Annotated in this window: 21 protein-coding genes and 1 pseudogene; 9 read left to right on the top strand and 13 right to left on the bottom strand. The window is 60.5% G+C overall.

What is annotated here, in order from left to right; genetic code table 11:
- Positions 1–366: 366 nt before the first annotated feature.
- Positions 367–1,422 (bottom strand): glycosyltransferase, encoded by a 1,056-nt coding sequence (locus C4S73_RS25255; RefSeq protein ID WP_103875360.1) that lies wholly within the window; start codon positions 1,420–1,422, stop codon positions 367–369.
- Positions 1,423–1,662: 240 nt separating this feature from the next.
- Between C4S73_RS25255 and rffA the strand changes: the two genes are divergently transcribed.
- Together rffA and C4S73_RS25245 are read left to right on the top strand one after the other, a co-directional pair.
- Positions 1,663–2,796, top strand: a complete 1,134-nt coding sequence (rffA, locus tag C4S73_RS25250; RefSeq protein ID WP_103875359.1) for a dTDP-4-amino-4,6-dideoxygalactose transaminase — start codon at positions 1,663–1,665, stop codon at positions 2,794–2,796.
- Between the two features lie 108 nt (positions 2,797–2,904).
- The gene (locus C4S73_RS25245) at positions 2,905–3,711 is read left to right on the top strand and encodes a methionyl-tRNA formyltransferase (protein ID WP_103875358.1); all 807 of its coding nucleotides are present in this window, start codon (positions 2,905–2,907) and stop codon (positions 3,709–3,711) included.
- Positions 3,712–3,773: 62 nt separating this feature from the next.
- Here C4S73_RS25245 and C4S73_RS25240 read toward each other — a convergent pair whose 3' ends face one another.
- Positions 3,774–4,694 (bottom strand): lysylphosphatidylglycerol synthase transmembrane domain-containing protein, encoded by a 921-nt coding sequence (locus C4S73_RS25240; protein ID WP_103875357.1) that lies wholly within the window; start codon positions 4,692–4,694, stop codon positions 3,774–3,776.
- A 396-nt stretch (positions 4,695–5,090) separates the two neighbouring features.
- Between C4S73_RS25240 and C4S73_RS25235 the strand changes: the two genes are divergently transcribed.
- On the top strand, positions 5,091–5,837 hold the full coding sequence (locus C4S73_RS25235; protein WP_103875413.1) for a WbqC family protein: 747 nt from the start codon (positions 5,091–5,093) through the stop codon (positions 5,835–5,837).
- On the opposite strand, the gene C4S73_RS25230 is transcribed toward C4S73_RS25235, so the two are convergent.
- Positions 5,821–7,977: a hypothetical protein gene (locus C4S73_RS25230; RefSeq protein ID WP_103875356.1), complete on the bottom strand. Its 2,157-nt coding sequence runs from the start codon at positions 7,975–7,977 to the stop codon at positions 5,821–5,823. The genes C4S73_RS25235 and C4S73_RS25230 overlap by 17 nt on opposite strands.
- A 160-nt stretch (positions 7,978–8,137) precedes the next feature.
- Between C4S73_RS25230 and C4S73_RS25225 the strand changes: the two genes are divergently transcribed.
- From C4S73_RS25225 to C4S73_RS25210, 4 genes are all read left to right on the top strand, one after another.
- Entirely contained in the window at positions 8,138–8,839 is a 702-nt protein-coding gene (locus tag C4S73_RS25225; RefSeq protein ID WP_103875355.1) for a class I SAM-dependent methyltransferase, read from the top strand.
- A gap of 294 nt (positions 8,840–9,133) precedes the next feature.
- Positions 9,134–10,303 carry a glycosyltransferase family 2 protein gene (locus C4S73_RS25220; RefSeq protein ID WP_146071501.1) on the top strand — a complete coding sequence of 390 codons (1,170 nt, stop codon included), beginning with the start codon at positions 9,134–9,136 and terminating at the stop codon, positions 10,301–10,303.
- Positions 10,304–10,459: 156 nt separating this feature from the next.
- The gene (locus C4S73_RS25215; RefSeq protein WP_244595788.1) at positions 10,460–11,296 is read left to right on the top strand and encodes an ABC transporter permease; all 837 of its coding nucleotides are present in this window, start codon (positions 10,460–10,462) and stop codon (positions 11,294–11,296) included.
- Positions 11,286–12,614 (top strand): ABC transporter ATP-binding protein, encoded by a 1,329-nt coding sequence (locus tag C4S73_RS25210; protein ID WP_103875352.1) that lies wholly within the window; start codon positions 11,286–11,288, stop codon positions 12,612–12,614. Before C4S73_RS25215 ends, C4S73_RS25210 begins: the two co-directional genes overlap by 11 nt.
- Before the next feature lie 27 nt (positions 12,615–12,641).
- Here C4S73_RS25210 and C4S73_RS25205 read toward each other — a convergent pair whose 3' ends face one another.
- Complete coding sequence (locus C4S73_RS25205; RefSeq protein ID WP_103875351.1) at positions 12,642–13,016, bottom strand: hypothetical protein; 375 nt, start codon at positions 13,014–13,016, stop codon at positions 12,642–12,644.
- A gap of 40 nt (positions 13,017–13,056) precedes the next feature.
- Between C4S73_RS25205 and C4S73_RS25200 the strand changes: the two genes are divergently transcribed.
- Positions 13,057–13,629, top strand: coding sequence for a hypothetical protein (locus tag C4S73_RS25200; RefSeq protein ID WP_146071499.1), 573 nt, complete (start codon positions 13,057–13,059; stop codon positions 13,627–13,629).
- Between the two features lie 445 nt (positions 13,630–14,074).
- On the opposite strand, the pseudogene C4S73_RS25195 reads toward C4S73_RS25200, so the two are convergent.
- From C4S73_RS25195 to C4S73_RS25165, 7 genes and pseudogenes are all read right to left on the bottom strand, one after another.
- A pseudogene (locus tag C4S73_RS25195) lies at positions 14,075–15,130 on the bottom strand (IS630 family transposase).
- Positions 15,131–15,396: 266 nt separating this feature from the next.
- Positions 15,397–16,386 carry a class I SAM-dependent methyltransferase gene (locus C4S73_RS25190; protein ID WP_103875349.1) on the bottom strand — a complete coding sequence of 330 codons (990 nt, stop codon included), beginning with the start codon at positions 16,384–16,386 and terminating at the stop codon, positions 15,397–15,399.
- A 240-nt stretch (positions 16,387–16,626) separates the two neighbouring features.
- Positions 16,627–17,502 (bottom strand): glucose-1-phosphate thymidylyltransferase RfbA, encoded by an 876-nt coding sequence (gene rfbA, locus C4S73_RS25185; RefSeq protein ID WP_103875348.1) that lies wholly within the window; start codon positions 17,500–17,502, stop codon positions 16,627–16,629.
- Between the two features lie 6 nt (positions 17,503–17,508).
- Positions 17,509–18,402 carry a dTDP-4-dehydrorhamnose reductase gene (gene rfbD, locus C4S73_RS25180; protein WP_103875347.1) on the bottom strand — a complete coding sequence of 298 codons (894 nt, stop codon included), beginning with the start codon at positions 18,400–18,402 and terminating at the stop codon, positions 17,509–17,511.
- A gap of 5 nt (positions 18,403–18,407) precedes the next feature.
- Positions 18,408–18,965, bottom strand: a complete 558-nt coding sequence (gene rfbC, locus C4S73_RS25175) for a dTDP-4-dehydrorhamnose 3,5-epimerase (RefSeq protein ID WP_103875346.1) — start codon at positions 18,963–18,965, stop codon at positions 18,408–18,410.
- Between the two features lie 19 nt (positions 18,966–18,984).
- Positions 18,985–20,040, bottom strand: coding sequence for a dTDP-glucose 4,6-dehydratase (gene rfbB, locus C4S73_RS25170; protein WP_103875345.1), 1,056 nt, complete (start codon positions 20,038–20,040; stop codon positions 18,985–18,987).
- Between the two features lie 219 nt (positions 20,041–20,259).
- Positions 20,260–21,165 (bottom strand): glycosyltransferase family protein, encoded by a 906-nt coding sequence (locus C4S73_RS25165; protein ID WP_160115908.1) that lies wholly within the window; start codon positions 21,163–21,165, stop codon positions 20,260–20,262.
- Positions 21,166–21,554: 389 nt separating this feature from the next.
- Between C4S73_RS25165 and C4S73_RS25160 the strand changes: the two genes are divergently transcribed.
- The gene (locus tag C4S73_RS25160) at positions 21,555–23,597 is read left to right on the top strand and encodes an NAD(+) synthase (protein WP_103875343.1); all 2,043 of its coding nucleotides are present in this window, start codon (positions 21,555–21,557) and stop codon (positions 23,595–23,597) included.
- A 763-nt stretch (positions 23,598–24,360) separates the two neighbouring features.
- Here the strand turns inward: C4S73_RS25160 and C4S73_RS25155 are convergent.
- A complete protein-coding gene (locus C4S73_RS25155; protein ID WP_103875342.1) occupies positions 24,361–25,950 on the bottom strand; it encodes an acyltransferase family protein in 1,590 nt (529 codons plus the stop codon).
- Between the two features lie 599 nt (positions 25,951–26,549).
- The coding region (locus C4S73_RS25150) for an ABC transporter ATP-binding protein (RefSeq protein WP_146071497.1) at positions 26,550–26,996 on the bottom strand (447 nt) is incomplete at its 5' end.

The following is a 26,996-nucleotide window of genomic DNA, read 5'->3' as shown; positions in this document are numbered from 1 at the left end:
GCTGGAATTCATGCTCGAACCCGTTTGCCCAATATCAGTCCAACTATCGAGTGATACGGTCTAGCGTCAACACAACTGGCCGGAGAGCATGTCCATGGCCTGAACCACGTCGCCGACGCTGGCATCGAGTGTGGAAGCTTTTGGATCGGCTTCACCCATACGAGCTCCGATAACTCCGGCCATGTCGCATGACGCGAATTCATCGAGGGCTGGCATCGAAGCAAATGCACAAGATTCATGATGCGTGTTCGCCACGTTCCCGTTGATCATTGACGCCCGCCCTGCCCGCACCACGATCCACGACAAAACTGATGCCATACAATCAATAACTTATTACTTCCGTTAGCTCAACTAAACGACAGTCTTTCAATCGTATACTTTAAAAACGTCAGCTTGGGGCCATCGACGCTCGGCATACTGGCTGAGCCGCATTGCACGGTTCGCAGAAAAAGCTCTCACCTCGTTGGCGAACCGCTTCGCGCTATCTTGCAAATTTTCCCGGTCAATCGGTACGATTACCTGTTGTTCGGCCAACTCCACGGAGTTTGGTCCCTCGAGGGTCGAGGCCACGATCTTGCCCGCCAGCAAGCATTCTCTCATCACAGAATTGGTGTCCTCACCAAAGGCCATACGGATGAGCCCTGAGGAGCCCATCAGCCAGTCGTCGTAGTCTGCGACAGAACCGGCGAACAAGACGCCTGTCTCTGATCTGGCCGCTGTTTGGACTTTCAACTCGTCTATCGCAGGGCCGTCGCCAACGATGATGAGGCATGCGTCGTTATCCAACATCGGCTTGAGGACGTTGAAAAACGCGACTGCCTCAGCGTGTCCTTTTTGGGCAATGCCTCGTCCCACGGAGAGAAAGGCATGGCGCGCCGAGAAACGCTTCGGAGTGTCGCTCTGGCGGCGTGTGATGGGATTCGGCTGATCGCGCAGGCGGTCGGAACGGAAACCGTAGCCTTTGTAATCGTTCCAGATGATCCGGTTCATATAGAACCGCTTGTAATGTCGTCCGAAAATCCAGAAGAGCGCCCGAATTGGGAATGGCAGCTGGCTGCGGTTGCAGTCGATCCCCGCGCTCACGTTAGGCAATCGCCAGAGCATAAGTAACGAGGCATACGCGAATGCCGCGAAGAGCTTGAGATGGATGAAGTCGAAAACCTCGTGATTTCGGCGATAGAATGTCAGGAAAGCCCAGAAGGTGCGGGGATCGACTACCGTTCCGTAATTGTAAGGCCTGCCGGTGAGGAAGACCACATTCGCGCCAGCCGCCCTGAGTCGCGTGGAGTAGATATCGCTGCCGAAAATCGAAACAATAGTGAAATTCGTATTACTACTAGAAAATTTAACGTAATTGAGAAGGTATTCCTGCACGCCACCGACGCCAAGATGGTCGATAATAAAGCAGATATTCTTCTTCAACTACGGAACTCCTTCTACGCAGACGAGCACGATACGTATCGATATTCGATGCCGCAACGACAGCATCCGCCTGCTTTGAAACCGCTGCAGCAGGCTGCAGTGGCACGCCGAAGGGGCTATTTCAAGACTGGCTTTGCCCATCTTCTTGTGAGATGTCCATGCTCTGATAGGCGGAAAGTACCGCCGCTTTCTGCCTAGCGGCCGCCAAACCGACGAAACGAAAACAGGGCAATAGCGAACATGATCCCATTCAACCGGCCCTGGAGCGGAGCGCGCGCCGTTGAGTTCTTGAACGAAGTCTGCGGTAGCACGCATCTGTCGGGAGATGGCCGCTTCACCAAGCTCTGCCACGAGTGGCTTGAAAATATCCTTGGTGTTCGAAAGGCATTGCTGACCACGTCTGGGTCGGGGGCACTTGACATGGCGGCGATCCTGGCCGGCCTCGAGGCCGGCGACGAAGTTATCATGCCATCCTTCACCTTCAGTTCTTCAGCCAATGCCATAGTCTTGCGCGGCGCGACGCCTGTATTCGTCGATATCCGGGCAGACACGTTGAACATCGACGAGCGCTTGATTGAAGCCGCAATCACGCCGCGCACGCGTGCAATCATGGTCGTCCATTATGCCGGCGTAGCCTGTGCAATGGATTCAATCATGGCCATCGCGGCTCGACATGGCCTAACGGTAATCGAGGATGCGGCCCAGGCGATTATGGCAAGCTACCGTGGACGTCCTTTAGGGTCCATCGGTCAGATGGCGGCGTTAAGCTTCCACGAAACCAAAAACATCATCTCGGGCGAAGGCGGGGCGATACTGATTAATGACCCCGAGATTATCGAGCGGGCCGAAATAATCCGCGAGAAGGGCACGAACCGGACCGCGTTCGCGCGGGGGGAGATCAGCAAATACACCTGGGTCGACCTCGGTTCGAGTTACCTTCCTAGCGAGATCATAAGCGCCTTCCTATGGTCGCAGTTAGAAGTGGCGCAGGAATTGACCCAGCGCAGGCTCTTGATCTGGAGCCGCTATCACGAGCATTTCGAAGCAATGGAACAGGCGGGCGTCCTGCGGCGGCCCACCATCCCTGAGGACGTGGTCTCGAATGGACATATCTATTATCTGCTTTTGCCGGACGAGGCCAAACGCGACGGCCTGATCAGGGCACTGCGGGCAGAGGGCATCAGTGCTGTGTTTCATTACATTCCGCTGCACAGCGCACCGGCGGGATTGCGATTTGGAAGGGCTAGCGGCTCAATGCAGCAAACTGACGACCTCAGTCGCCGGCTGGTACGTCTTCCGCTCTGGCTTGGGCTGGATGATGGCGTCGACGTTGTTGCAGATGCGGTAAAACGCGCGCTTTCTCCTGCAGCCTGAATGTATGAGCGTGCCGCCGTTCTGCCGCGAGCGGCGCAAACAGGATCGCGCACTCGGAGCGGCAGGGCGAGAACACAAGCGCACAGCCACCACGACGGAGGCTAAACGATGACATTCCTGCTGTTCGGTGGCGGGCTGGCTGGACGGCTTGCCGCGGAAGCTCTCTGCAAGCGTCATGGGGGGCAGATGGCCGCCATCGTGTGGGATGCGGCGACCGGCGAGCCTCCGGCCGATCTTGGCATTCCACTCATCGACATCGCGGATGCCGCCAGCGCTGCAGACATGGCGCTGTGCAGCGGCTTTGGCCACATCCTGCCAGGGGCACTGATCGACAGCTTCCCGTCGGGAGCTTTCAACGCGCATCCCTCGCTGTTGCCGTCTTACCGCGGCAGGCATGCCGTACAATGGGCAATAGCGTCGGGGGAGACCGTTCTGGGCGTCTCCCTGCACGAAATGACGAAGCAGATCGACCAAGGCGCGGTTCTTCTCATGCGCGGCCGTAGATTTGGACTTTCGGAAAGCTACCTCGCGATCAGCGAGAGCCTATGTGAGATGGCGGCACAGATGCTGGTGGAGTTCGTCGATGCAACCTTGAGCGGCGTGGCATTGCCGCCGATTCCCATCGACCCGCGCGCGGACCGCTATTATCCGCGAAGAACCGAGGCCAACAACCGCATCGACTGGACGCAATCGTCGCATGAGATTATTAACGCGGTCCGCGCCACGGCACCCGCTTATCCCGCGACATTCCGGCACCCGGATGGTCGCCGGGTCGCGGTGAATGGCGTGACGGTCGGCCGGATTCCGGGACAGGTCCTTATCGCCACATCGTCTGGGTGTCTCGTCGCGACAGGCGATGGCACGGTCTGGATAGAGAGTGATGAGATGCTTGCGCGCGGCGATATCCTCACCTGACGGGACGCGGCGCCTTTTAGACTGTGCTCTCCCTGGCCGGCGGGCTGGCCGCCGTAATCAGCCTAGCGCGGACCACGCTCTGCGTTGGCGCCGCGCAAAGTGAGCATGAAGCCCACTGCGGCCATGATCAATTGCACACCGAGCATTGAGAGAGAGAGCGCGATTGCCCTTTCGGGCATGACACCGAATCCCCCCAGTAGGCCGAGAAGGGTAACGTCTCGCACACCCACGCCACCGATGGAAACAGGCACCAAGAGAACAAGCGACACTGCGCAGATGACGACTGCCCAGATCGTCAAAGGCAGGTCGATGCCAAGCGCCGAACCGAGCAAGGCGCTGTTGGCGATTCCGATCCCTTGGAAGAGCACGCCCATTGCGATCGATTTCGCCAGCACTGGCAGGTTTCCGGACATTTGGCGTGCCGCTCCCACGGTCCTGATAAGCGGGCCACTCAATCGACCAGGCAGCCAGGACAGCAGCCTGATCATAACGCTGTCGCCGATCAAAAAGAGTGCAACTGAACCAAGCAGCAGCATAATCATTGCAAGAATGAGCGTTCGGCCAACGAGCGGATCAAAAAGCGCTGGACTCGCCAGAAGGCCGATCAAACCGAGCGCTAGCAAGGGTATGAGGCCAGTGACTCTGTCGACGACCAATGCGGCTACAATCCGATGGAGCTCAACAGAAGAGCGGCCGAGATACCCGGCCTTGGCGACGTCTCCTCCGAGCTGGCCGAAGAACACAATCGCGTAGATCTGCGAGATTATGTTGATCCGGAACAACTGGAGCAGAGGAACATCAGGCAACAAGATATTTGTCTTAGCTGATTGAACGAACAATCCAAAAAACGAGATAGAAATTATCGAAATCACATAAATATACGGAAGCTCGCCGATTATACCAAAAGACCTCACAACGTCGAACTTGATGATGATCAGCGCCATCAAGGCAACGCCAAAAACAATTTTTAGCGCTATATTCATCTATATATCCATCCGCCTGCATAAAGTCGAAGATATAATTATTTAAATCATAAAATAATTGATATCGTAATATCTATTTTTATTTACATAATATTAACTTCGAGCGACGCCTTTCATACGAAAATCAAAGGTCGATCTACGTTCTTAAGGCCTCATTGGATTTTGCCGCCGGCAATACCGGTGCGAATGACGCTCCAATGAGACTCAATCGCCCTCGGCGCTTCTAGTTTGCGCGGGACCACTTGTCGATTCCCGGCTCGCCCCCACGGGGAGTGTCTTTCAAGAAGCGACGCCGAGACATCCGGCATGTGAGCCACAGTTGGCTCTCCGTCGCCTGCTAGTTAGACAGAGCGATCACATTGGTCACTCGAACCAGTCAGTTGCAGGAAAGTGAAGATGAAGCGGATCGCGATCATTCAGTCATGCTACGTGCCATGGCGCGGATTTTTCGATCTTATCGCCAGGTGCGACGAGTACGTGATCTATGATCAGGTCGCCTTCAGCAAAGGACATTGGCACAACCGAAACCGGATCAAGACCAGCGCCGGTCTTCGATGGCTGACGATCCCGGTCAGTACGAGCGATCGGCTTGGTCAGCCAATGGAGCAGGTCGAAGTCAAGGAGGGTTGGGCAGAGGCACATATGCTGCAAATCGAGCAGGCCTACGCAAAGGCTCCCATGCGGGCATCCTTCATGCCGACCTTGAGAGCCCAGTATGAACGCGCTGGCGCCAAGCGGCTTCTCACCGACATCAACGAGATATTTCTGCGGTGGCTTGTGGAACTCTTGGATATCGGCGTGACGATAACGCGGGATCGGGATTACGCGCTCACGGGGACGCGCAGCGAGCGGGTACTGTCGACCTGTGTGGCCGCCGGAGCCACACATTACGTTTCGGGTCCCTCGGCGAAATCATATTTGGACGAAGAGCAATTCAAAGCAGCCGGCATAACGGTGGAATGGATGGAGTACGGGCCTTATCCAAACTACCCACAACTGCATGAAGGGCCCTTCGAAGGCCAGGTGAGCATTCTGGATGCTCTGCTGAACGGCCAAGCTGAAATGCTTCGCAACACGCTGGGGCTTGCCGGCACGCATGACGCGGCGGGTGCCACCGGCGAGTTGGTCAACTCCCCCAAATGAAATGGTACCCGGAGGATTTCAGACGATCGCCGCGATAGACCCACGCCATCGCAAATCCACGATATTGGATGACGAAATCGGGCTCGATTGACGGGAACGCACTCAAAAGCCCGCCGACAAGCAGCTGGCGGTTCATCACATAGTAAATATCCGGCCCGCTCGCCCAGTCCTTGTCGGCGAAGAAGCCGCCTTCGAGCGGCTGGACGCGTGTGCCGGCGCGCGGGAACCAGCGGCCCTTATAGACCGACCAGATCCTCACATTGCGGCAGTCGATTCCGGCTAGGCTTCCGGCCTTGCGGCATTCCTTGTCGATCAATTTCCCTGCTAGGATCGCCTCCTCCCCCCACCCAGTCCAAGAGAAGTTCAAACGGCCCGGCGCCGGGCTGTCGGCTCCGCCGTAATTCACCGTGATAGGCCGAAAGGCGGCGTGCAACGGTCGGAAAGGAGCGACCTCGACGACCATTGCCAAGATCAATGCCGGCAGGGCGATCACGCATGATCGATTCGCACGGAAAACTGAAGCCCATGTCGAGACGATGCGCACCACAATGACGATGGTCGCCAGGAGGATCGGCAGGTTCAGATAGCGATTGAAGGTCGGCGTATTCAGAAGCGCGAGGATGGCAGGAGCCGCGATCGCCGCGGCGAACAACAGATCGAAGAATGGCAAGGAGCGAGGCCGCCAGGCAAGCCTTGCGGCAGTCACCGCAGCGACCGCGATGAGAGCAGTCGGAAGAGCCGCCAATACGACGCCATATGCGAACGCAATAGCCGCGACGCGATGCAAGACTGCGCTGGGCATACCGAAATGGAGCTGGACGCCGTTGAATGAGCCGATCGTCATCAACGACGAATCCAGCGGCACCATCGGTGCAAAGACGGGTTCTGCGTAGTGCAAGCCCGCCACTCCGACGAAGAGCACGATGGCAATTCCGAGCGGAAAGACGAACGGCGAGAGGGCCGCTGCCGCACGACTGAGTATCTGTAGGCGCGGCCAGAGCTTCACGATGAGCGCCGAGGCCAGCGGAAGCAGGACGAAAGTCAGTACTGCTGCAGCCGTACTGTAGCCCACGCGAGCGGCGGGATCGGCCAAACTATTTCCGATGCCGAAGACGAAACGCAAGGGAGCGTAGATCCAGACGGTGAGGATCTCCATGAACAGCGGTGCCGTCCGTATCAGGACAGCGAGCGCAGGCTCGCCGATCAGGCACAATGCCGCGAGCACATAGGAGCAAGCACTGACGAGCAAGGCGAGGCATAACGCTTTCAGGGTGGCGATCGCAGCTGCCCGGGCACGGCGCTCAACGCGCATCGACGCTTCGATCACACCGGCGGCGAGACATAAGATCAGGAGGACGAGTGACGCGTTGAGCTTCTCCTGCGCCGCGAGGGAAGCGAAGAGGAGACCGGCCCACAGCAGGTCAGGACGCTCTTCTTGTTGAGCCCGCGCCAAGAGCGTAATGGCGAGCACACTGCCGAACAGCGAGATTGCGTCGTAATTCAACGTCTTCAAGGCGAGATTGTCGACAGGTAGCACGAGCAGGACGCCGGCTAACGTCGCTACCATGACGGACTTTACGCCCGGCTGAGATGGCGACAGGCGCGCGACATTCAGGACGATGCCCATCATCAGGGCAAATCCGACCAGCCAGTGGATCGTTTTCAGCGTGGCGTCGATGGTGGCGTCGCGGGCCGAAAATGCCTGCATCAGCCGCGTCACGGGAATCCAGATAAGATTGGCGGTGTGCGATGCACCTTGTGCCCAATTGGATGCGATATTGCGGTCAGCGGGATTTCGAAGGACCTCGCCGAAGGCAGTCTCGTCCAGCGTCATGAACTGGCTGACCTCGCTGACGGCAAGGCAAAACGCAATGAAGAGCGCAACCACACCGAGTACGGTTCCAACCGCATTCCCATGCGGGTTTCCCCAGGATGAGGTGTTTGGAGCCAGAGCGGAGCGAGCCGTGCCGCGCCACCGCAGCTGCGGCCGCCAATGCTTCGCCGACAAGACTAATGCCAGCAAGGCGAACACGCTGATCGCCCACTCGACCAAATTCATCTCTGTCAGGAATGTCATTGCGCCAACTTCGGCCCGCAGCGGGCAATGCGTCATGATGAGTTGGAGAACGGTGCGCTCCAACGGCTATGGCCCCATCGGCGTCGCGCCATGAGCGCGCTTCGCTTATCCCGCCACTTGCTCTAAGGCAATCGGAACGCCCGTCGCCGACAGAGCCTCGGCAGGGCTGGCCCAAATTGCGGCAAGCCGATAAAGTTTGCTGCATGGATGACGGATCGACTCGATGAGCCTAAAGACGCGGTGGCATAAGGCCTGTTCCGATACCATCGGAACGAATCTTTTTTGGAAGATCGCCGTCGATCATCGCTCATCACTGGACGACATCGTTCCGCTGATCGACGAATTCACGAAGGGTGTTGTGCTCGACGCTGGAGCTGGCCGTATGGCCTGGAGATCCGCTTTGGAGCCGCATGCAACCGTCTATATGTCCACAGACTACATCGTCGAGCATCCGCAGCTCGATTTCTGCGCCGATCTTCAGGGCGGGTTGCCGCTGCGCGACGGAACGATCGACACGGTGTTCTGCTGTTCGGTCATGGAGCATACGCCCGAACCTTGGCGCGTGCTGCCGGAAATCCATCGTGTGCTGAAGCCAGGCGGGCATGTCATCTTATCCGTGCCGTTCATGTACTACCTGCATGGCTGGCCGCATGACTATTTCCGCTTCTCGCGCTACGGACTTAGGAGCTTGGCGGAAAAGGCCGGATTTACAATTGTGCGGCAGACGAACGCCGGCGGTATTGCGCTCATGGTGTGCCACGCGATCTCCATGGTTCTGACGGCATGCCTGTGGACTCCTCGCGTGCCCTGGCTGTCGACGCTGCCCGCTGCCGCCCTCTACAAATTCGGCAGGTTGGTTGAGCGCCTTGATCGAGACGCGCTGTTCTCCCAGAACATCCACATGGTCCTAATGCGTCCCTTGTGAGCTGATCGTTTTGGCTTCATTAGCCGAGCTTCCAACAGCGTTGCCGGCCACAAGCGCATTGATAAGTGGCTCTCCCGTGCGTCAGCCGCGTGTTTGGCTTGCGGCAGCAGGAACACCGCCGTGAGACGTATTGTGAGTTGGCAGTTTGATTATGAACGTCTGCAGCCGTTAGCCTCCTCGTCCGCGGCAACAAGCGTGATGAGAGGCTAAAGGCTGCAGTGATTGGTTTGACTGCCGCATAGAGCTTTGAAAGCGCAGGAATGGTGATGCAGGACTCATTTGAAAAGATGGTGCGTGGCCTCGTCTGCGACGTTATTGGATGCCTCGGCGCGGGGCCGTACTGGCTCAGCGCTCTCGCTGAATAACGGCGCGGATGTATTGATCGACGGGGCGCCTCCGGCAGGCGTTCACAATGAGAATGAGTTGAAAATGAAGCGTGCTCTGACCAAACCGCTTGAATACGGCGACAAAGAGGGGAGCCAGGCATCGTCGCGGCCAAGAATCGCGATCATCATCCCTTGCTATCGCGTCCGCGTCCATATCGAGACCGTGGTCGCGAATGTGAAGGACCGAGTCGACCATGTCTTCGTCGTGGATGACAAATGCCCCGAGAGCAGCGGCGCATTCGTGGCCGAACGGTTCGCCGGAACCAACGTCACGGTGATCTTCCACGAGACCAACCAAGGTGTCGGCGGCGCGATGATGACTGGCTACAAGGCCGCCGCCGAAAACTACGACATCCTGGTCAAGATGGATGGCGATGATCAGATGGACCCTCAGCATCTCAACGAACTGATCGCCCCAGTTGTGCTACAAGATGCAGACTACTCCAAGGGAAATCGCTTTCACGCACCGAGCTTCCTCAACCAGATGCCTAAAATAAGAATTTTCGGCAATGCCATGCTGTCATTTTTGAATAAAATGTCGTCTGGCTACTGGAAATTAATGGACCCAACCAACGGATATACTTGCCTCGACGCGAAGGTCGTCAACATGATCGATTTCGACAAGATCGATCGCCGCTTCTTCTTCGAATCCGATATGATCTTCCAACTCGGCCTGATCCGTGCGGTCATCATCGACGTGCCGATTCCGGCCCGCTATGGCGACGAGGTCAGCAATCTGAGCGCCAGGAAAGTGCTCGTGCCCTTCTTTCGCAAGCACCTTACGAATTTCTGCTCGCGGTTCTTCTATCAGTACGTCCTGCGCGACTTCAACATCGCGACGATCTGGACGCTTTTCGGCGTCCTGATGTTCGGATTCGGCGTCGTGCTCGGCTCGACCTATCTGGTCAGGGCCTTCGCGACCGGCGAGCAGACGGCACTCGGCATCATCATGATGTCGGCGATCAACGTCACGATCGGCCTTCAGTTCCTGCTCTCGGCGCTGGCCTATGATATCAATGCCGAGCCGAGCCGGGCGATTGCGCGCTATCTGCACCAGCCGCCCGGCGCGGGCCGCTGATCAGCCCGCGGCTGGACTGGTCGCGCAATAGCGCTTAAGCGTTCGCCCGCGCCGATGGACTTGCGCGGGTTACCTGCCAGCCACGCCGAGCCTCGATACGGGCCGACAGGCCGACAGGCGCCTCGGTGCGGCGCTTGACTGGAAACATGGGTTGCGATGCGGATGGCCGATCGGTTTTGGAGAAGATTGCCGTTTCTTGCTCCCGTGACGAATGCTTGGACCCACCGTCAACTGATCCGCAGATTCGTGCGACGGGAGATTGTGGGGCGTTATCGTGGCTCGATCGGCGGTTTGTCCTGGTCGCTCGTTCAACCGATGGCGATGCTGGTCATTTACACGTTCGTGTTTTCGGTCGTGTTCAAGGCGCGCTGGGCAGCGCAGAACGAGGTGGCGGGAGTCAGCTTCGCAGTCGTGCTCTTCGTAGGCCTGATCGTGCAAGGGCTCTTTGCGGAGTGTATCGGCCGCGCGCCGGGGTTGATCGTCAGTCACGCCACCTACGTGAAGAAGGTCGTTTTCCCGATCGAGATATTGCCCGTCGTCGCGATGGGGTCGGCCCTGTTCCACAGTTTCGTTAGTTTCATCGTGCTGTTCGTGGCGATGCTGCTCGCTGGCAACCCGTTCCATTGGACGATCCTACTCGCGCCCGTGGTGCTGGCTCCGTTCCTGTTGCTGACCTTGGGCTTGAGCTGGTTCCTGGCTGCATTGGGCGTCTTTCTGCGCGATATCGGGCAGATGATCGGATTGTTGGTGACGGCTCTGCTGTTCCTCTCGCCGGTCTTCTACCCGTTGTCGGCGATCCCTGAATCCTACCGCGCCATCGTTCTCCTGAACCCGCTCACCTTTCCCGTCGAACAGGCGCGCGACGTGCTGATCTGGGGCAAGATGCCGTCCTGGAGCGGGCTGGCGGTCTACTCCGCCATCAGCTGGATCATCGCCGTTCTGGGGTTCGCCTGGTTCCAGCGCATTCGCAAGGGGTTCGCGGATGTCCTCTGAGAGCGCCATCACCGTCGCGGGCGCGGGCAAGTGCTACCTCGTCTACGAGAAGCCCGAGGACCGGCTGAAACAGGCCGTCTTCGGCCGCACGGCGCAGCTTCTGGGCCGGCCGATCCCGAAGTATTTCCGTGAATTCTGGGCACTGCGCAATGTCAGCTTCGAGATCCGACGCGGCGAGACCGTCGGTATCATTGGGCGCAACGGCGCTGGAAAATCGACCTTGCTGCAGATGATCTGCGGCACGCTGACCCCCACGGTCGGGCACATCCAGACCCGTGGCAGGATCGCGGCGCTGCTCGAGCTGGGGGCGGGTTTCAATCCGGAGTTCACCGGCCGCGAGAACGTCCACCTCAATGCCTCGATCCTCGGATTAACCGATGCCGAGATCGAGGCGCGGTTTCCCGCGATCGCCGAATTCGCGGGCCTGGGCGATTTCATCGACCAGCCGGTAAAGACATATTCGAGCGGCATGTCGGTGCGGCTGGCCTTCGCCGTGGTGGCTCATGTCGATGCCGACATTCTCATCATCGACGAAGCGCTCGCGGTTGGGGACGCCTTCTTCGTTCAGAAGTGCATGCGCTTCCTACGTGATTTCGCGCAGCAGGGTACGTTGCTCTTCGTCAGCCATGACAGCTCCGCCGTCCTGTCCCTCTGCGATCGTGCGATCTGGCTCGACGGCGGCACTCTGGTGCAGGACGGCACACCCAAGGACGTGTCCGACGCCTACCTCGCCAAGCTCTACGAGACGATGCAAGGCCCGCAATCGGCTATGAAGAAGGCACCGATCCAAACGGACGCGCAGGGAGCGGGGATAGACCACGCGATCGAGACCATCGGCGAGGTCTCCTATGCGTTACATGAGGGATCTTCGTCCTTTGGCGCCGGCGGGGCGGAAATCCGCAACGTCGTGCTGCTGGACGCCGACGGTAAGGCTCTACGCGGTGTCGAGGGCGGAGAGAACGTCACGCTGGTGGTGCTCGTGAAAGCGCTCGCGGACATGGCTCAACCCCTGATTGGATTTTACATCCGCGATCGGCTCGGGCAGAATCTCATGGGTGAGAACACCTACCTCGCATATGAACACGATCATCGACCGGTCGTAGCCGGCCAGGTCGCCCGCGCACGGTTCGCCTTCCAGATGCCGTATCTTCTAAATGGCGACTACAGCGTCTGCGTTGCGGTCGCCGACGGCACCCAGGTTGCACATGTTCAACATCACTGGGTCAATGACGCGTTCGTCTTCAAGTCCTATGCCCGGCATGGTCACAGGGGGTTGATGGGCCTGCCGAACATGAAGGTGACGCTCGAGAGCCTTTGACCCGCGACGGCCTTTGACCCAAAGGTGCTACTTCGGTGCCCCGAAGCGCTCGTCGATTGTCTTGACGGCAAGGGCGATGTCCGCCTTGTCGGCGAAGGCCAGCAGCGCCCCGTACTGGACCTCGATCATCTGGATAACGACATGCCTGGTCTCCAGCGGCAATTCGCGGGCAAACACGCTGAGCTTCGGAACGTGGTCCCAGCGCACGCGGTACATGTCCGAAAAGTAGAGATAAATGCCCGCCCGCGTGAATCCGTCGGTGAAGCTGTCGCCGAGGATCGTCAGCGGTTTGAGCAAGCTCGGCCCCGTCTTGGGGAAATGGGTGCTGAACTCGAAGATGCCGCGGGCATTGTCCTGCCGGAAATCGGGTGGGGTCGGCCAGGTCGGTTTCACCAGCAGCATATCTTCCTGGGGTGAGCGCAAAAGGGGCATGAAGGTGGCAATGCCGCCGCTGAACCTCTGCGTGGAGACGGCCAGGGGATGTTTCCAGACCGATGCCGGTTTGCCTTCGGTCGGCGATAATGATCTTGCACCCCAACCCGAGGCAGAACAGCACGATCCCCGTATGGATGTCCGTCAGGATGCTGCAGCGCTTGCGGATCTGGTGCTGGACCTCGGCATAGCGGACGATGGGGCCTGCGATGAGCTGCGGAAACAGCGTGTGATACATCCCGAAATCGACCATGCTCTGTGTCGGGCGCACATCGCGGCGATAAACGTCGACGATGTAGGAGATGCCCTGGAACGTGAAGAACGAAATGCCGGCCGGCAGCAGGATGTTTTCGACAGGGATACCTATCCCACTCAAGAGGCCGACCAGAGAGGCCGGCATGCTCTGCATGAGAAAGACCCAATATTTATAATAGATCAGCGGCGAAAGATTCAACGTGACGCCGACGCAGAGGAGCGCCTTACGCCGCATTTCGATGGTCGTATCCGCGATGTAGACCGCGATCATTTGGTTCACGACACAGCCACGAGAATCCAGCAGAGTGCTCCGGCATCAACCCAATAAAAAAGAAGGCTCGCTACCATGAGCAGCCCGTTGCGGAGCAGCCCATTGCGCCAGCCAGCAGGCGCCGCCACATAAATCGAGAAGAAAATCGGAAGATAGAAGAATATGAACACGGGGAGCCGAAAGACATAGTTGAGCGCCCTTCAGGCCATCAGACGATCATCGGGACATAAGGTCCCCGCGCTTGCTGCCCGGTAGGTTCATTCGAATAGGCTGCCAATGAGTCATTCCCATGTTCATCTTGGTTCAATGTGGCGATAGAGCCGGCACAGCAGGTCGGGCGTTTTCGTGGAAGGCGCAATAAGCCTGAACCTTCAATTTCGTAAAGAGAGCCAGCTGCGAAAATTGGGAAGATGCGGACAAATGACGCTCCTGCAAGGAACCGGACCCATTAAGCGGTCGGCATTAACGGGCTCACGCAATTCACGGCCTTATACCAACGGTCTCAGAGGTTGACCGCTGCGTAGTCTCAGAGCCGATGGATTTGATGCGGCTGGCGCGGCGACGAAGTGGTTCCATGCCTTGCAGCAGGCCTCGACGATGGCGTCGTAGCTTTCGTAGACACGGTTGGCGAGTTGGTTCTTACGCAGGTATTCTCAGACGTTTTCCTGCGGGTTGAGCTCGGGCGAGTAGGGCGGCTGCAGGCTGATGTTTTCGGGAACAGATAGGCGGCCGCCGGTCTGATGCCAGCCGGCGCCGTCGAGCACGACGACCGCGTGGGCGCCTGGGGCGACCTGGCTGCCGATCTCCTGGAGATGCAGGTTCATGGACCAGATGTCGGCGTGAGGCACGACCCAGGCGGCGCTCACCGCGCGGGCAGGGCAGATGGCGCCGAACAGATAGGCCCATTTGTAGCGCTGGTCCCTCGGCGCGCGCGGCCGGCTGCCGCGCTCGGCCCAGACGCGGGTCAGGGTTCCCTGCTGGCCGATGCGGGCCTCGTCTCCTGCCACCAGATCTCAAGGGGCCTGTCGCGCCGGTCTTCGGGGACGGCGGCGGCGACCAGATCGAAGAAGTTTTATTATGCGCCTCTTCGGCGGCAGGATCCTTCTGGGGATGGAGAGGCCGCACCGACAGCCGGCGAAAGCCCAGCCGGCGCAGCAGCGTCCCCACCGTCCGCTCGGCCAGCGCCACACCCAAGCGCTGTTCGATCACCCGCGCCAGGTCGATCCTGCGCCAGCGAACCACGCCGTGCGGCCAGGTTCGGACCCTGGCGTACCCATTCCGCCACCTGCGCCTGCTGCACTTGCGTCAGCCGCGCGCTCGGCCCCGGCGCGTGCCGATCCGACAAGCCCGTCAGGCCCTCCTCGTTGTACCGATGCACCCAGTCCCGCAGCGTCTGGCGATCCATGCCGCAGGCCTGCGCCGCCTCCGTCCGCGACCGACCCTCCAGAACCAGCGCCAAGGCAAGGATCCGCCGCGCTGCGCTCGCATCCTTGCTCCGCGACGCACAACGGCGAAGACCTGCCGCGTCCAAATCCTCCCGTACGATCGCCACCGCCATCCAAGCCTCCGAGCAAATCACCTCGAAGGTCAACAGAATCACGGCCGCATCTTCATAGGAAGCCCCCCCGCGTCAGAGAGCGCGGCCGTTGGTCGCAGGCTGCACCACCGTCCCATCGATTGGCAGAAGCCTGAAGCTGCCGGCCTTGTGCCGTGCAATCGGACGCGTCGGCCAGCCCTGGTTGCGTGCATCCGAGCAACATTCTCGTTTTGCTAGGAGCGCGATCTGTCGAACGATAACATTCGAAGGAGGTCGCAGCCATCGACTTAGCTTGTGCGGGTGCCGCGGAGGACCCGCGCAACCGCTCGGAGCGGTCGCGTGATTTTCCAGCTTGTCGATTGCCGTAAGGCGTCAATATACTCCTTAAGTCGTTCCGCTTTCTGTTGTTCGTCTTCAAGAATTGACTGAATTACGCTTAGCGTAGACTTTAGGTGATTTTGTTCTCTCTGCGCTTCTACGCTTTGAGCGCTGACAACACCTAAGAGATGCTCGTGCTCCTTTTGAGCGCGCCCCAGATCGCCTTGTAGGCGAAGCGTCGTGCCAGTAGCGCTGCACGCTGTACCAAGGCGCTCAAAAAATGTCCGAACATACGACCATTCGTGAGCGCTTTGGCCCAAAAAATTCTTCATATTTTCGTCGAGTGAACTTCCATATCCAAGTATGCCAAGGCCATGACTATGCATGAATTCTTGTGAAGGATACTCTTTCGAAAGCTCTTCCCAAAGTTTCCAGACACCGAAGTCGCCATCGTGAACTTGCGTGTCATGAAATAGAACAACAGCGCGATCGCTGAGTTTGGGAGCCCAGGTCTCGAAATCGGATTTTACCGCGCCATACGTATGAAGGCCGTCAATATGTAAAATATCAACCGAATTATCATCAAATTTTACTACGGCGTCTTCGAATTTTTCCCGGAGTAAAGTCGAAAAATTTGAAAAATTATTGGAATTAAACTGGGAGAAGTCGTTATAAATCTCGTCGCTGTATTGCCCCGCGTGGTCGTCGCCCTGCCAAGTATCAACCGCAAAACAGCGTGTCTGCATGCCGAGCGTCTGCACCGTCTGGCAAAATGCGCTATAGGAGTCGCCTTTATGCGTTCCCAATTCGACAAGCGTATGGGGCTTCAGCAAGCTCACGAGAAAGTATGCGAATGGGATATGTCCCTGCCAGGACGGCACATCGCTCAGCCTGAGAGGCTTGGCAAAAACGTGCTCGCGGATGAGACTGCCAATCACTTTTTCGAACTCGCCTTGCATCCGAAATCCTATCGATTGTTAACGCCACGGTGGCGTGTGGGGCTTATCGGAGTCCGAGGCGGGCTGTCTCAAAACCGCGCAATCGAGGCAATCTGCGCCGCGGAAGAAAATCTGCATGAACGGATATCTTGAGAAAGGCGCAGAACTGGCGCTCAAACGCAATGCAAAGCCGTTCATAAGCAGAGGGGGCGTTGCCGTGCCGTTGAGTGACAATTTCGAAATTCCGACGTAGTGCTTCTGTCATTTGCGGGCGTCGCGTGCGACCTGTAGTAGATACTTGCCATAATCGCCCTTTGCGAGCTTTTCTCCGAGAGCGGCGATCTGTTCGCGCGAAATCCACCCGTTCCGGTAGGCGATCTCCTCAGGGCAGGCGATACGTAACCCCTGCCGCGATTCAAGCGTGCGCACGAACTCACCGGCTTCCAGCAGGCTGTCTGGGGTGCCGGTGTCGAGCCAGGCGAAGCCGCGGCCCATCGTTTCGACGGAGAGTTCGCCGCGCTCGAGATAGACCCGGTTGACGTCGGTGATCTCGAGTTCACCACGCGGCGAGGGCTTGAGATTCCCGGCGATCTCGACGACCTGGGCATCGTAGAAATACAGGCCCGTGACAGCCCAGTTCGACTTCGGGACCTTCGGCTTCTCTTCGATCGAGATCGCCTTGCCGTTGGCGTCGAAATCGACCACGCCGTAACGCTCCGGGTCGCGCACGTGATAGGCGAAGACGCTGGCGCCCTTGGCGCGCGCGGCGGCCGAAGCCATCATCTCCGGGAGCGTGTGCCCGTAGAACAAGTTGTCGCCCAGGATTAGCACCGAGGGCTCGCCCGCGACGAAATCGGCGCCAATGATATAGGCCTGCGCCAGCCCTCCAGGATTGGGTTGTTCGGCATAGCTCAGTGTCATGCCCCAGTCTGAACCGTCGCCGAGCAGGCGCTTGAAGTTCGGCAGATCGGTCGGTGTCGAGATGATCAGAACCTCGCGGATGCCGGCCAGCATCAGCGTGGTCAGCGGGTAATAGATCATCGGCTTGTCGTAGACAGGCAGGAGCTGCTTCGACATGGCCAGCGTCATCGGGTGGAGCCGCGTTCCGGAACCGCCGGCCAGGATGATGCCCTTCATCGTCTGCTATCCCGTCTGTTCGGTGGTCAGGAGGCGGCGCACGCAGGATGCGAGCGCCCCCTGCCATTGTGGCAGCCTGACGTTATGGATCGTCGCGAGCCTGGAGGAGTCCAGACGCGAATTCGCCGGCCGCTTGGCCGGGGTCGGATAGTCGGACGTCGCGATCCGCTTGACCCGCACGGGCGCGCCGCCGAGCGCTGCGCGCTCGGTGAAGATCGCCTCGGCGACATCGGCCCAGACCGCTTCGCCCTGCGCGCCCATATGGAAGACACCACGCAATGTGTCGTCGTCGGGGCGCTCGACCAGATTGCACGCGACGGCGATGATTGCATCGGCGATGTCGAGAGCGCTGGTCGGGCAACCCAGTTGGTCGGCGACGACGCCGACCTCGTCGCGGGTTTCGGCGAGGCGCAGCATCGTCTTGACGAAATTCTTGCCGAAGGGGCTGTAGACCCAGGCGGTGCGCAGGATGACGTGGTTGGACGTGGCGGCCGCGACTGCGCGCTCGCCTTCGAGCTTGCTGCGGCCATAGGCCGAGATCGGATTGACCGCGTCATCCTCGCGGTAGGACCGGTCGAGGGTGCCGTCGAAAACATAGTCGGTCGAGATCTGGATAACCGGGATGCCCAGAGCCGCGGCAATCTTGGCGACCGCGCCGGCCGCCGTGCCGTTGACCAGCCGAGCGGCTTCCTCCTCGCTTTCCGCCAGGTCGACGGCGGTGAAGGCGGCGGCATTGACGACGATGTCGGGTCGGCTTGCCGCGATTGTCGGCGCGATCGTTTCGAGATCAGCGAGATCGAGCTGCGGGCGTCCAAGCGCGACGACGGTCACGCCCGCGCGGGCGCGCTCAAGCATGGAGAGCACGACCTGCCCGGACTGCCCTGTCACTGCGATCCGCATGGCTTTCAATCGAAATAGCGCGGCAGATCGGCAAGGCGCGGGTGCTTGCGGTCCTTGTCCGAGAGCACGACCTTGTCGAGCGGAATGCGCCAGTCGATCCCCAGAGCGGGGTCGTCGAAGGCGAGGCCGTGGTCGTTGGCCGGGCCATAGGGCGCGCTCACCTTGTAGAGCACCTCGGTATCGGGCTCGAGCGTGACGAAACCATGGGCGAAGCCGACGGGCACCAAGAGCTGGCGCCAGTTCTCCTCGGACAACTCGACCGCGACATGCTGGCCGAATGTCGGCGAAGAAGCCCGGATGTCGACGGCGATATCGAGGATGCGTCCCTTGGTGACGCGCACCAGCTTGTCCTGCGCGAAGGGCGCCGACTGGAAATGCAGCCCGCGCAGCGTGCCGACTGTGGCCGAGCGCGAATGATTGTCCTGCACGAAGACGAGGCCGATCCCTGCCGCCGTCATGTCGGACTGCTTGTACACCTCCGAAAAGAAGCCGCGATGGTCGCCATGCTTCTTCGGAGTGATGACCTTCACATCCGGAATCGCGGTCGGTTCTACGCTCAACATGGTGTGGTCCGGTCCTTTTTCAGGCAGCGCCGAGGCGCTCGCCGCGATAGACGCCCGAACGAATATCGCCCCACCAGCTGGGATTGGCGAGATACCATTCGACAGTGCGGCGCAGACCGGTCTCGAAGGTCTCCTTCGGTGTCCAGCCGAGCTCGCGACCGATCTTGCCGGCGTCGATCGCGTAGCGCGCGTCATGGCCGGGCCGGTCCGTGACGTAAGCGATCAGCCGCTCGCGCGGACCGGCGGGATCGGGCCGCAGTTCGTCCAGGATGGTACAGATGCCCTTGACCACATCGATATTGGCCATCTCGTTATGGCCCCCGATATTATAGGTCTCGCCGATGACACCCTTCGTCGCGACCGTCAGCAGAGCATCCGCGTGGTCGTCGACATAAAGCCAGTCGCGGACATTCAGGCCGTTGCCGTAGACGGGGAGCGGCTTGCCCTCGAGGGCATTGATGATCATCAGGGGGATCAGCTTCTCGGGGAAGTGATAGGGCCCGTAATTGTTCGAGCAGTTGGTCATCACGGTCGGCAGGCCGTAGGTGTGGTGCCAGGCGCGGACGAGATGGTCGGACGCGGCCTTGGAAGCCGAATAGGGCGAGTTGGGCTGATAGGCCGTATCCTCGCGGAAAAAGCCCTCTGCGCCGAGGGAGCCGAAGACCTCGTCGGTCGAGATGTGGTGGAAGCGAAAGCTCGCTTTGCGGGCCGCGTCGAGGCCGCGCCAGTGGCGCAATGCTTCCTGCAGCAGAGCGAAGGTCCCGACGATATTGGTCTGGATGAAATCGCCCGGCCCGTCGATCGAACGGTCGACATGGCTCTCGGCGGCGAGATGCATGACGATGTCGGGATCGAAATCGGCGAAGATCCCGTGCATGCGCTCGGCATCGCCGATATCGGCCTGTTCGAAGCGATAGCGATTGCTCCCGGAGATGGGCGCGAGCGAGGCCAGGTTGCCGGCATAGGTCAGCTTGTCGACGACGCAGACGCTATGCTGCGTCTCGCCGATCAGCTTGCGAACGACCGCAGAGCCGATGAATCCGGCGCCGCCGGTGACAAGGAATTTAAGTGACACGTCGTTTCGCTCCGAGGGGCAGACTGTTGACGAGACGCCATCAGGCGGAGGGAAGAAACAGCCCCCCTATCATCTGTCAAGCATTTGCCATGCCGCGGCCGGTATCGGAAGTCCTGCGCTTCGATCCCGCGGCCATTCTGCCGGCCTCGATCCGGTCGCGACCACAGTTTGGCTGAGGCGCAAGCGATTGCCGGCCCAAAGCGGCGCATCTGTGCGCGTTCAGGTCACGCCCTCGGGAGCTGGGCCAAGCCGGCCCCTGAAACCATCGATGATCCCGACGCGGACAGGGCGTAGCGAGCGTGGCGGACCTTTGAGCGCGAGCAGGCCGATCTGGGCGGCGAGCCCTGCGCATGACTTGACCCGCCAAGCCAGCGGCACATGGCGCAGCCGCGCAGCCGCGATCACATTGCGAGCGTAGTAGTAGTTGCGGATCGGCGTATGTCGCAGGATCTGTGGTTTGCCCAGTTCGTCCTCACAGACGCTTTCCCCCCACCGATGCGGGACCGCGAGATCGGTTGCGATATAGGATCCCCAGCCGCGATCCCAGGCTCGGAAACCCCATTCGACGTCGATGCCGGCGATGAAGAAATCATCTCTGAAGGGGCCGATCGCCTGATAGGCCGCGACGCTGACCAGCGAGCCGGAGGTGGGCGCGAAGTCGACCGCGGCAAGGCCCTCCTTACGTGCTTCGCCACGCCATTCATAACGGATTTGCTTGTAGAAACCTTCTTGCGGGGGGACCAGGCGAGGCGCCAGAACGGCAATCATTTCGCCCTGGCGTTCCAGCGCGAGGGAGCGTTCGGTCAGGGTTTCAAGAATGCCGGCCGGCGGCTCGCTGTCCTGGTCGAGCAGCATCACATGGGTGAAACCTTGATCCGAAGCTGCTTCCATCACGGCATTCAGGCCTCGGCCCAGGCCGACATTCTCCGGACTGGATATCAGCCGCAGATCGGTCGGCGCCAGGGCTGCAATGGCATCAGAATGCACGGGGCCATTGGCAAAGGCGAAAAGACTGCACCCGCGGAGGCCTTCGGCCTGGTGCGCGAGCAAGACCTTGTCCGGGTGGTACAATACCACCGCCGCGCAGGCCCGTCCGTCTCGCTTCTGGACCTCTTGCGGTGTCATTCTGCCGTCATCCTTGTCGAGAGCACTACGCCATAGCCCCATCCGCCACGCGGCATCAACCTAACCGCGCCACAGAGTGAGGACGCCGTAGCTGGCGCGTCTGTAGGTGATAAGCACTTCTCATCAGCCCTTCGCGGGCTGGGGCGAGAACGAGGCTGGTATGGAGTCCAATCAGCTCCAGTCACCAACGCTGCTCTTTGATCCACTTGAATCTCCAGCCGCGTCCGCGACCAACAGGCAATCTCGCGCAGTCGTTCAGCGAGACGCCTGCGCGATGCCCGATGAAAGGCGGTTGCTGCCCTTGCCCGCCCTGCGTTGCCTGCGCGATAAGGGGCAATGGCCCTGGCTGTCGGCCGTAGCGCAACAGGACTTTCAAGAGCCTCCCCAGCATGACCTTCCACAACCTCCACACCCACGGCTTCGTTCGCATCGCCTGCGCGGCGCCGCGCGTGCAGGTCGCCGATCCCGCCTTCAATGTCGCCGAGACGATCGGGCTGTTGCGCCGGGCCGACGCGGATGGCGCGTCGCTGACGTTGTTTCCCGAGCTCGGCATCAGCGCCTATGCGATCGACGATCTGCTGCAGCAGAATGCCCTGCTCGACGCCGTTCTGGCCGGACTCGCACGGCTGGTCGAGGAAAGCACGTCGTTGCGCAGCGTTGCGATCGTCGGCGCGCCCTTGCGGGTCGAGGGGCGGCTGTTCAACTGTGCGGTCGCAATTTATCGCGGGCGGATTCTCGCCGCCGTGCCTAAAACCTATCTGCCGAACTACCGGGAGTTCTATGAACGGCGGCAGTTCGCGTCGGGGGAGCGGGCGAGCGCGACATCGATCCAGCTCTGCGGTCAGGACGTGCCGTTCGGTACCGACATCCTGCTGAGCGCCTCGGATGTCGCCGATTTCGTGATCCATATGGAGATCTGCGAGGACGTCTGGACACCGATCCCGCCGAGTTCCTTCGCGGCGCTGGCGGGCGCGACGGTTCTGCTGAACCTCTCTGCCAGCAACGTCACCATCGGCAAATCCGATTGGCGTCACGCGCTGTGCAAGGCCCATTCCGGCCGCTGCATCGCGGCCTATGCCTATTCGGCGGCCGGCACCGGCGAATCGACCACCGACCTCGCCTGGGACGGGCAGGCGATGATCTATGAGAATGGCGCGCTGCTGGCGGAGGCGGAGCGCTTTGCGGCCGAACCGCAATTGATCCTCGCTGATATCGACCTCGAGCGGCTGGCGATGGATCGTATCCGCCAGAACACTTTTGGCGACAGCGCCGACGCGCATCGCGACCGGCTGGCGTTCCGCCGGGTGAGTTTCGCGCTGGAGCCTGACCGGATCTCGGATCTCGGCCTTCTGCGCGAGGTCGAGCGTTTCCCCTTCGTGCCCAGCGACGACGCCAGGCTGAACGAGCTCTGCTTCGAGGCCTACAACATCCAGTCGCATGGCCTGCGCAAGCGGATGGAGAGCGCGCGGGTCCAGAAGATCGTCATCGGCGTCTCCGGCGGGCTCGATTCGACGCAGGCGCTGCTGGTTGCCGCCCACACCTTCGACGCGCTCGGTCTGCCGCGTTCGAACATCCTCGCCTACACGCTGCCCTCCTTCGCCACCAGCAAGGGCACCAAGGCCAATGCCTGGCGGTTGATGGAGGCGCTCGGCGTCACCGCGACCGAGATCGACATGACGCCGGCCTGCCGGCAGATGCTGGTCGATATCGGCCACCCCTTCGCCAAGGGCGAGCCGGTCTACGACATCACCTTCGAGAATGTGCAGGCAGGTGCGCGGACCTCGGTGCTGTTCCGGCTCGCCAATTTCAACAACGCCATCGTGCTGGGCACGGGCGACCTGTCGGAACTGGCGCTGGGCTGGTGCACCTATGGTGTCGGCGACCACATGTCCCATTACAACGTCAACGGGTCAGTCTCGAAGACGCTGATTCAGCACCTGATCCGCTGGGTGGCGCAGTCGCAGCGCTTCGGCGTGGATGCATCAGCCGCGATGCTGGACATCCTCGCCACCGAAATCTCGCCCGAACTCGTGCCGGGTGAGGGCGATGGGCCGAGCCAGAAGACCGAGGATTTCGTCGGTCCCTATGCCCTGCAGGATTTCAACCTGTTCTACATCACCCGCTATGGCTTCCGGCCGAGCAAGGTCGCTTTCCTGTCGCATCACGCCTGGTCGGATGCGACGCGCGGCGATTGGCCGCCGCATATGGAGGCCTCGAAGAAGATCGCCTACGATCTGGCTACGATCAAGCGTTGGCTCGGTGTCTTCGTGCGGCGCTTCTTCGAAACGAGCCAGTTCAAGCGCTCTGCCGTGCCCAACGGCCCGAAGGTGAGCTCGGGCGGTTCGCTGTCGCCCCGTGGCGACTGGCGAGCTCCCAGCGACGCGGTGGCGACGGCGTGGCTGGCGGATCTGGAGCGCATTCCGGATGAATGAAGGCCAGCAGCCTTCCAAGCTGCTGGTCTCTGGTCCGAATCCAGCCGGGCTCGCCATTCTGACAACGCGCGAGATTCTCGCGGCAATTCCAGACCCGGCCGTCGCTTCCCGATAAAATCGCTGCCTTGCCCATCGAGCGGGAGCGGGGCCTTTTGGTTTGGCTCTGGCCTCAATCTATCGGTGAGCACTGCATGCTGACGCGCCCGCCGGGCTGTGTCGTGCTCTCGCATTTGACAGCGAATGGCTTTGGCGCGGCAATTTCAGGCGTTTGGAGGGACGCCGGCTCTATATGAGGCGAGGCTGATTTTGGTTTGACGGCGGCAGATGCAGCTATCCGTTTTGCCGGCGGGGGAGGGAGTGGTGGCTTCGGCGCCTCGCTAACGACAGGCGGAAGAGGTTCGCTCTGGACCGGGACGGGCGCCAGCGGGGCAGCCTTCTCCTGTGATGACCATGGCCTCCAGGAACTCAGCCTGGCAAATGCCTCGGTCGTTGGCCGTGTCATGTCTTCCACCACCGGCATTGACTGACCGGCGCAGCCGGACGTCAGAATGCCCACAACCCACACTGCAGTCGTGCGGGAGCGATACTTCGCCATCATCGCCTCCATCTGCTGCATTTCGCCATTGTGACAAAACCCGGTCAAATTGACGGCAGCTTGCGGCGATTCTGCGGCAGCGCCAGGACGGGAAGCGACAGGCGGGTGCCGATCGGTCGTTCGGGTGCCCTCCAGCGCCGCGTGGCGGCCCATTCGCGTTCGCAAAAGTCAGGGGGCGGGCGGTGCGCTCCCCTTGGGGCATATTGCGTCCAGGACGTCGGTCCCGATCGGAGCCACACGTCCATCGGGCAGGATGAGGCTGGCGATCAGCGGTCCCTGCGCGCAGACGAACGGGCCGTCCGTCACGACGGAGAAGCCGAAGCGGATGGAGGCGAGGTCAGGGCGCTTCAACTCCTCGGCAATCTTCGGCCGCATGCGGCGCATCCGGTCGAAGCCGATGATGCGGTCGCCTTGCCGGATCGCGATATAGGCATCGTCATCTGGACTGGCCAGGTCGATGCCGTATCCGCGAACCACGAGGCGGCCATTCTGCAGCACGTTCGAGCTGTCGATCGCGCTGACGACGGTTGGCCAGGTCTGGGGCGTGGCGTCGGCAAGGGCGGCGCGAGCGGCCGCTTCGGCTCGCATCGTTTGGCGCGTGCTGACGTCGGAACCGATTGCGATCGTTGCGAATGCGATCAGGAAGCCGGAAGACAGCATTGCGATACGCGATCGAGATAACCCCCCGGCCCAAGCCTTCAGCTTTCTGTGTAGCCTCAGGTCGAGCGAACCCAGCGCCAGTGCCGCAGCCAACGCGGCGGTCGCCCACCCTGCCCAGAGCAGATAGCTCGGCAGGCCCGTGGAAACGATGTTGCCGGTCACCACGATGACCGGGACATGGCAGAGGTAGAGTGCATAGCTGCTGTCGCCGAGACGCACGCCGACACGATGCGCAAGGCCGTTACCCGTTGGACGCTTCGTCGTCAGGGCTCCGGCGAGCAGAAGAAGGGACGACAATGCAGCGAACCAGCGGGGGTCGCCATTCGGCAGGATGAAGAACAGTCCAGTCACCAGTGCGGCAGCGGAATACAGTACCGCCGCCGGCGGCAACCAGCGCAAACGCAGGAGAGCAGGCAGCAGGAAACCCATCAGAAAAGCGGCATTGGCCGACTGGGTGAACAACTGCGATAGGGTTGGCGTCAGCGTTTGCGGGAACGAACCCACGAGGCTCGTGATCGCCAGCGCGCCCAGCCAGGCAGCAAACACCACCTGTAGCCAGGACCGCAAACCGGCCAGCATCATCGTCGCGATGACCACGTAGTAAGTCATCTCGAAGAGCAGCGTCCACTCGATGCCGAGGAAGTAGTCGCGCGGTCCAGCCGGCACGAGCGAAAGTGCTATGAAGTCCGGTCGGCGCCAGAAGCCCGTGACGAGATACGCCAGCGCCGCGATAGCGATGACGATAAGCAGCAACGGATAGATGCGCAGGACACGGTCCAGCAGAAAACGCAGTGCTTCGCCGCGTGCGCTGAGCCCTGACATCAGGTAACCCGACAGCACGAAGAAGACGGCAACGCCATAGGCGCCCCAATATCCGGAGAACACCACAAGAAATCGAGCGTCACCGCGCATCTGCTCAAGGTAGCCGGAACAGTGATAGAGCATCACGGTGACGGCCGCGAAACCGCGCAGATATTGCAGCCGTGCGTTGCGTACGCCGATTGCGGCGTTCCCATGGGCTACGCCGAGCGATGGCAAACCTTGTGCCGTGCTGTCGCGCTTCGCCTTGCCCGCGGGTTCGCTCGAAATGCTGCTCAAGGCGCCCGTCTCCCATTATCAGGCCAACCGCAGGATCGATTTCCGCGATCAGGGCTCCACTCACGTTGTGGTGGGCTCACCTGGACACAAGGCCGAACGGAACCGCGTATTCGCAGCCGCAATACAGGCCATTGCTGCTTCTAATTATGCCAATTCATCGTCTGAATTTTTGCGTGCGGCAAGCTTACGGGGGCGCCACGTCTTGTGAATAGCGACTATTCCCAAGCCTGTTGTTTCAGGGCAACGCAAGCCACGGCGCGGCCATTATCGGCTCGCACTTTTCTATGCATCCGTTTGGGAGGAAGCGCGGCGTTACGGCGCACAGTGTCGTTTGCGGAAAAAGTCAGCCGCCACACAGCGCGTCACAGCTAGCTCGACTTTCGAGTACTCGCGGAACCGTAGGGCGCGGCCCCTGCGTATGGCAGGGGTGTACCTGCCAATGGCGTCTGTCACTTGCTCAGGGGAGCCAGGTGACTGAACAGCGCAAAGTCGGGCTTTGTCCCGGCTCAACGCATCAGCATCCTCGGTCCGTTCAGCGGCGACGAAGGCAAAAGGCCCGCGACCTTAACCGGTCGCGGGCCTTTTGGTTGGTCCGGTGTTCAGGCGGCGACGGCCTCGATCACCTTTTTCTCCCACTCCTCGCCCCAGATCATGACGGCGTGGCCTGGCGAGACCTCGCGGAATTGGCGGATCGGCGGGATGTAGTCGGCGTCGCGCACCGGGCTCTTGATCTCGTCGTTGGAGACCGGGCTCTTCTCGTGGCGCCGCATCGGATCGGCGATCGGCACGGCGGCCAGCAGGCGCTTGGTATAGGGGTGCTGCGGGTTGCCGAAGATCGCCTCGCGCGGGCCGATCTCGACGATCTCGCCGAGATACATCACCGCGACGCGATGGCTGACGCGCTCGACCACCGCCATGTCATGCGAGATGAAGAGATAGGCGAGCTTCATCCGGGCCTGCAATTCGAGCATCAGGTTGACCACCTGCGCCTTGACCGAGACGTCGAGCGCCGAGACCGCCTCGTCGGCGACGATCAGGCGCGGCTC

The organism is Allobosea lathyri (assembly GCF_900108245.1).
In the GTDB taxonomy this organism is placed as follows: Bacteria; Pseudomonadota; Alphaproteobacteria; order Rhizobiales; family Beijerinckiaceae; genus Allobosea; species Allobosea lathyri.
This window is presented reverse-complemented; position numbering and strand designations above follow the sequence as displayed.

Coding starts and splice junctions, on each gene's coding strand:
- rfbD (WP_103875347.1), bottom strand. CDS start 18,402: ATGCGGATCGCAGTGACAGGGCAGTCCGGGCAGGTCGTGCTCTCCATG.
- C4S73_RS25225 (WP_103875355.1), top strand. CDS start 8,138: ATGAGCCTAAAGACGCGGTGGCATAAGGCCTGTTCCGATACCATCGGA.
- C4S73_RS25165 (WP_160115908.1), bottom strand. CDS start 21,165: ATGACACCGCAAGAGGTCCAGAAGCGAGACGGACGGGCCTGCGCGGCG.
- rffA (WP_103875359.1), top strand. CDS start 1,663: ATGATCCCATTCAACCGGCCCTGGAGCGGAGCGCGCGCCGTTGAGTTC.
- C4S73_RS25160 (WP_103875343.1), top strand. CDS start 21,555: ATGACCTTCCACAACCTCCACACCCACGGCTTCGTTCGCATCGCCTGC.
- C4S73_RS25235 (WP_103875413.1), top strand. CDS start 5,091: ATGAAGCGGATCGCGATCATTCAGTCATGCTACGTGCCATGGCGCGGA.
- C4S73_RS25210 (WP_103875352.1), top strand. CDS start 11,286: ATGTCCTCTGAGAGCGCCATCACCGTCGCGGGCGCGGGCAAGTGCTAC.
- C4S73_RS25215 (WP_244595788.1), top strand. CDS start 10,460: ATGCGGATGGCCGATCGGTTTTGGAGAAGATTGCCGTTTCTTGCTCCC.
- rfbC (WP_103875346.1), bottom strand. CDS start 18,965: ATGTTGAGCGTAGAACCGACCGCGATTCCGGATGTGAAGGTCATCACT.
- C4S73_RS25205 (WP_103875351.1), bottom strand. CDS start 13,016: ATGCTGCTGGTGAAACCGACCTGGCCGACCCCACCCGATTTCCGGCAG.
- C4S73_RS25240 (WP_103875357.1), bottom strand. CDS start 4,694: ATGAATATAGCGCTAAAAATTGTTTTTGGCGTTGCCTTGATGGCGCTG.
- rfbA (WP_103875348.1), bottom strand. CDS start 17,502: ATGAAGGGCATCATCCTGGCCGGCGGTTCCGGAACGCGGCTCCACCCG.
- C4S73_RS25190 (WP_103875349.1), bottom strand. CDS start 16,386: ATGCAAGGCGAGTTCGAAAAAGTGATTGGCAGTCTCATCCGCGAGCAC.
- C4S73_RS25200 (WP_146071499.1), top strand. CDS start 13,057: ATGCCGCCGCTGAACCTCTGCGTGGAGACGGCCAGGGGATGTTTCCAG.
- C4S73_RS25245 (WP_103875358.1), top strand. CDS start 2,905: ATGACATTCCTGCTGTTCGGTGGCGGGCTGGCTGGACGGCTTGCCGCG.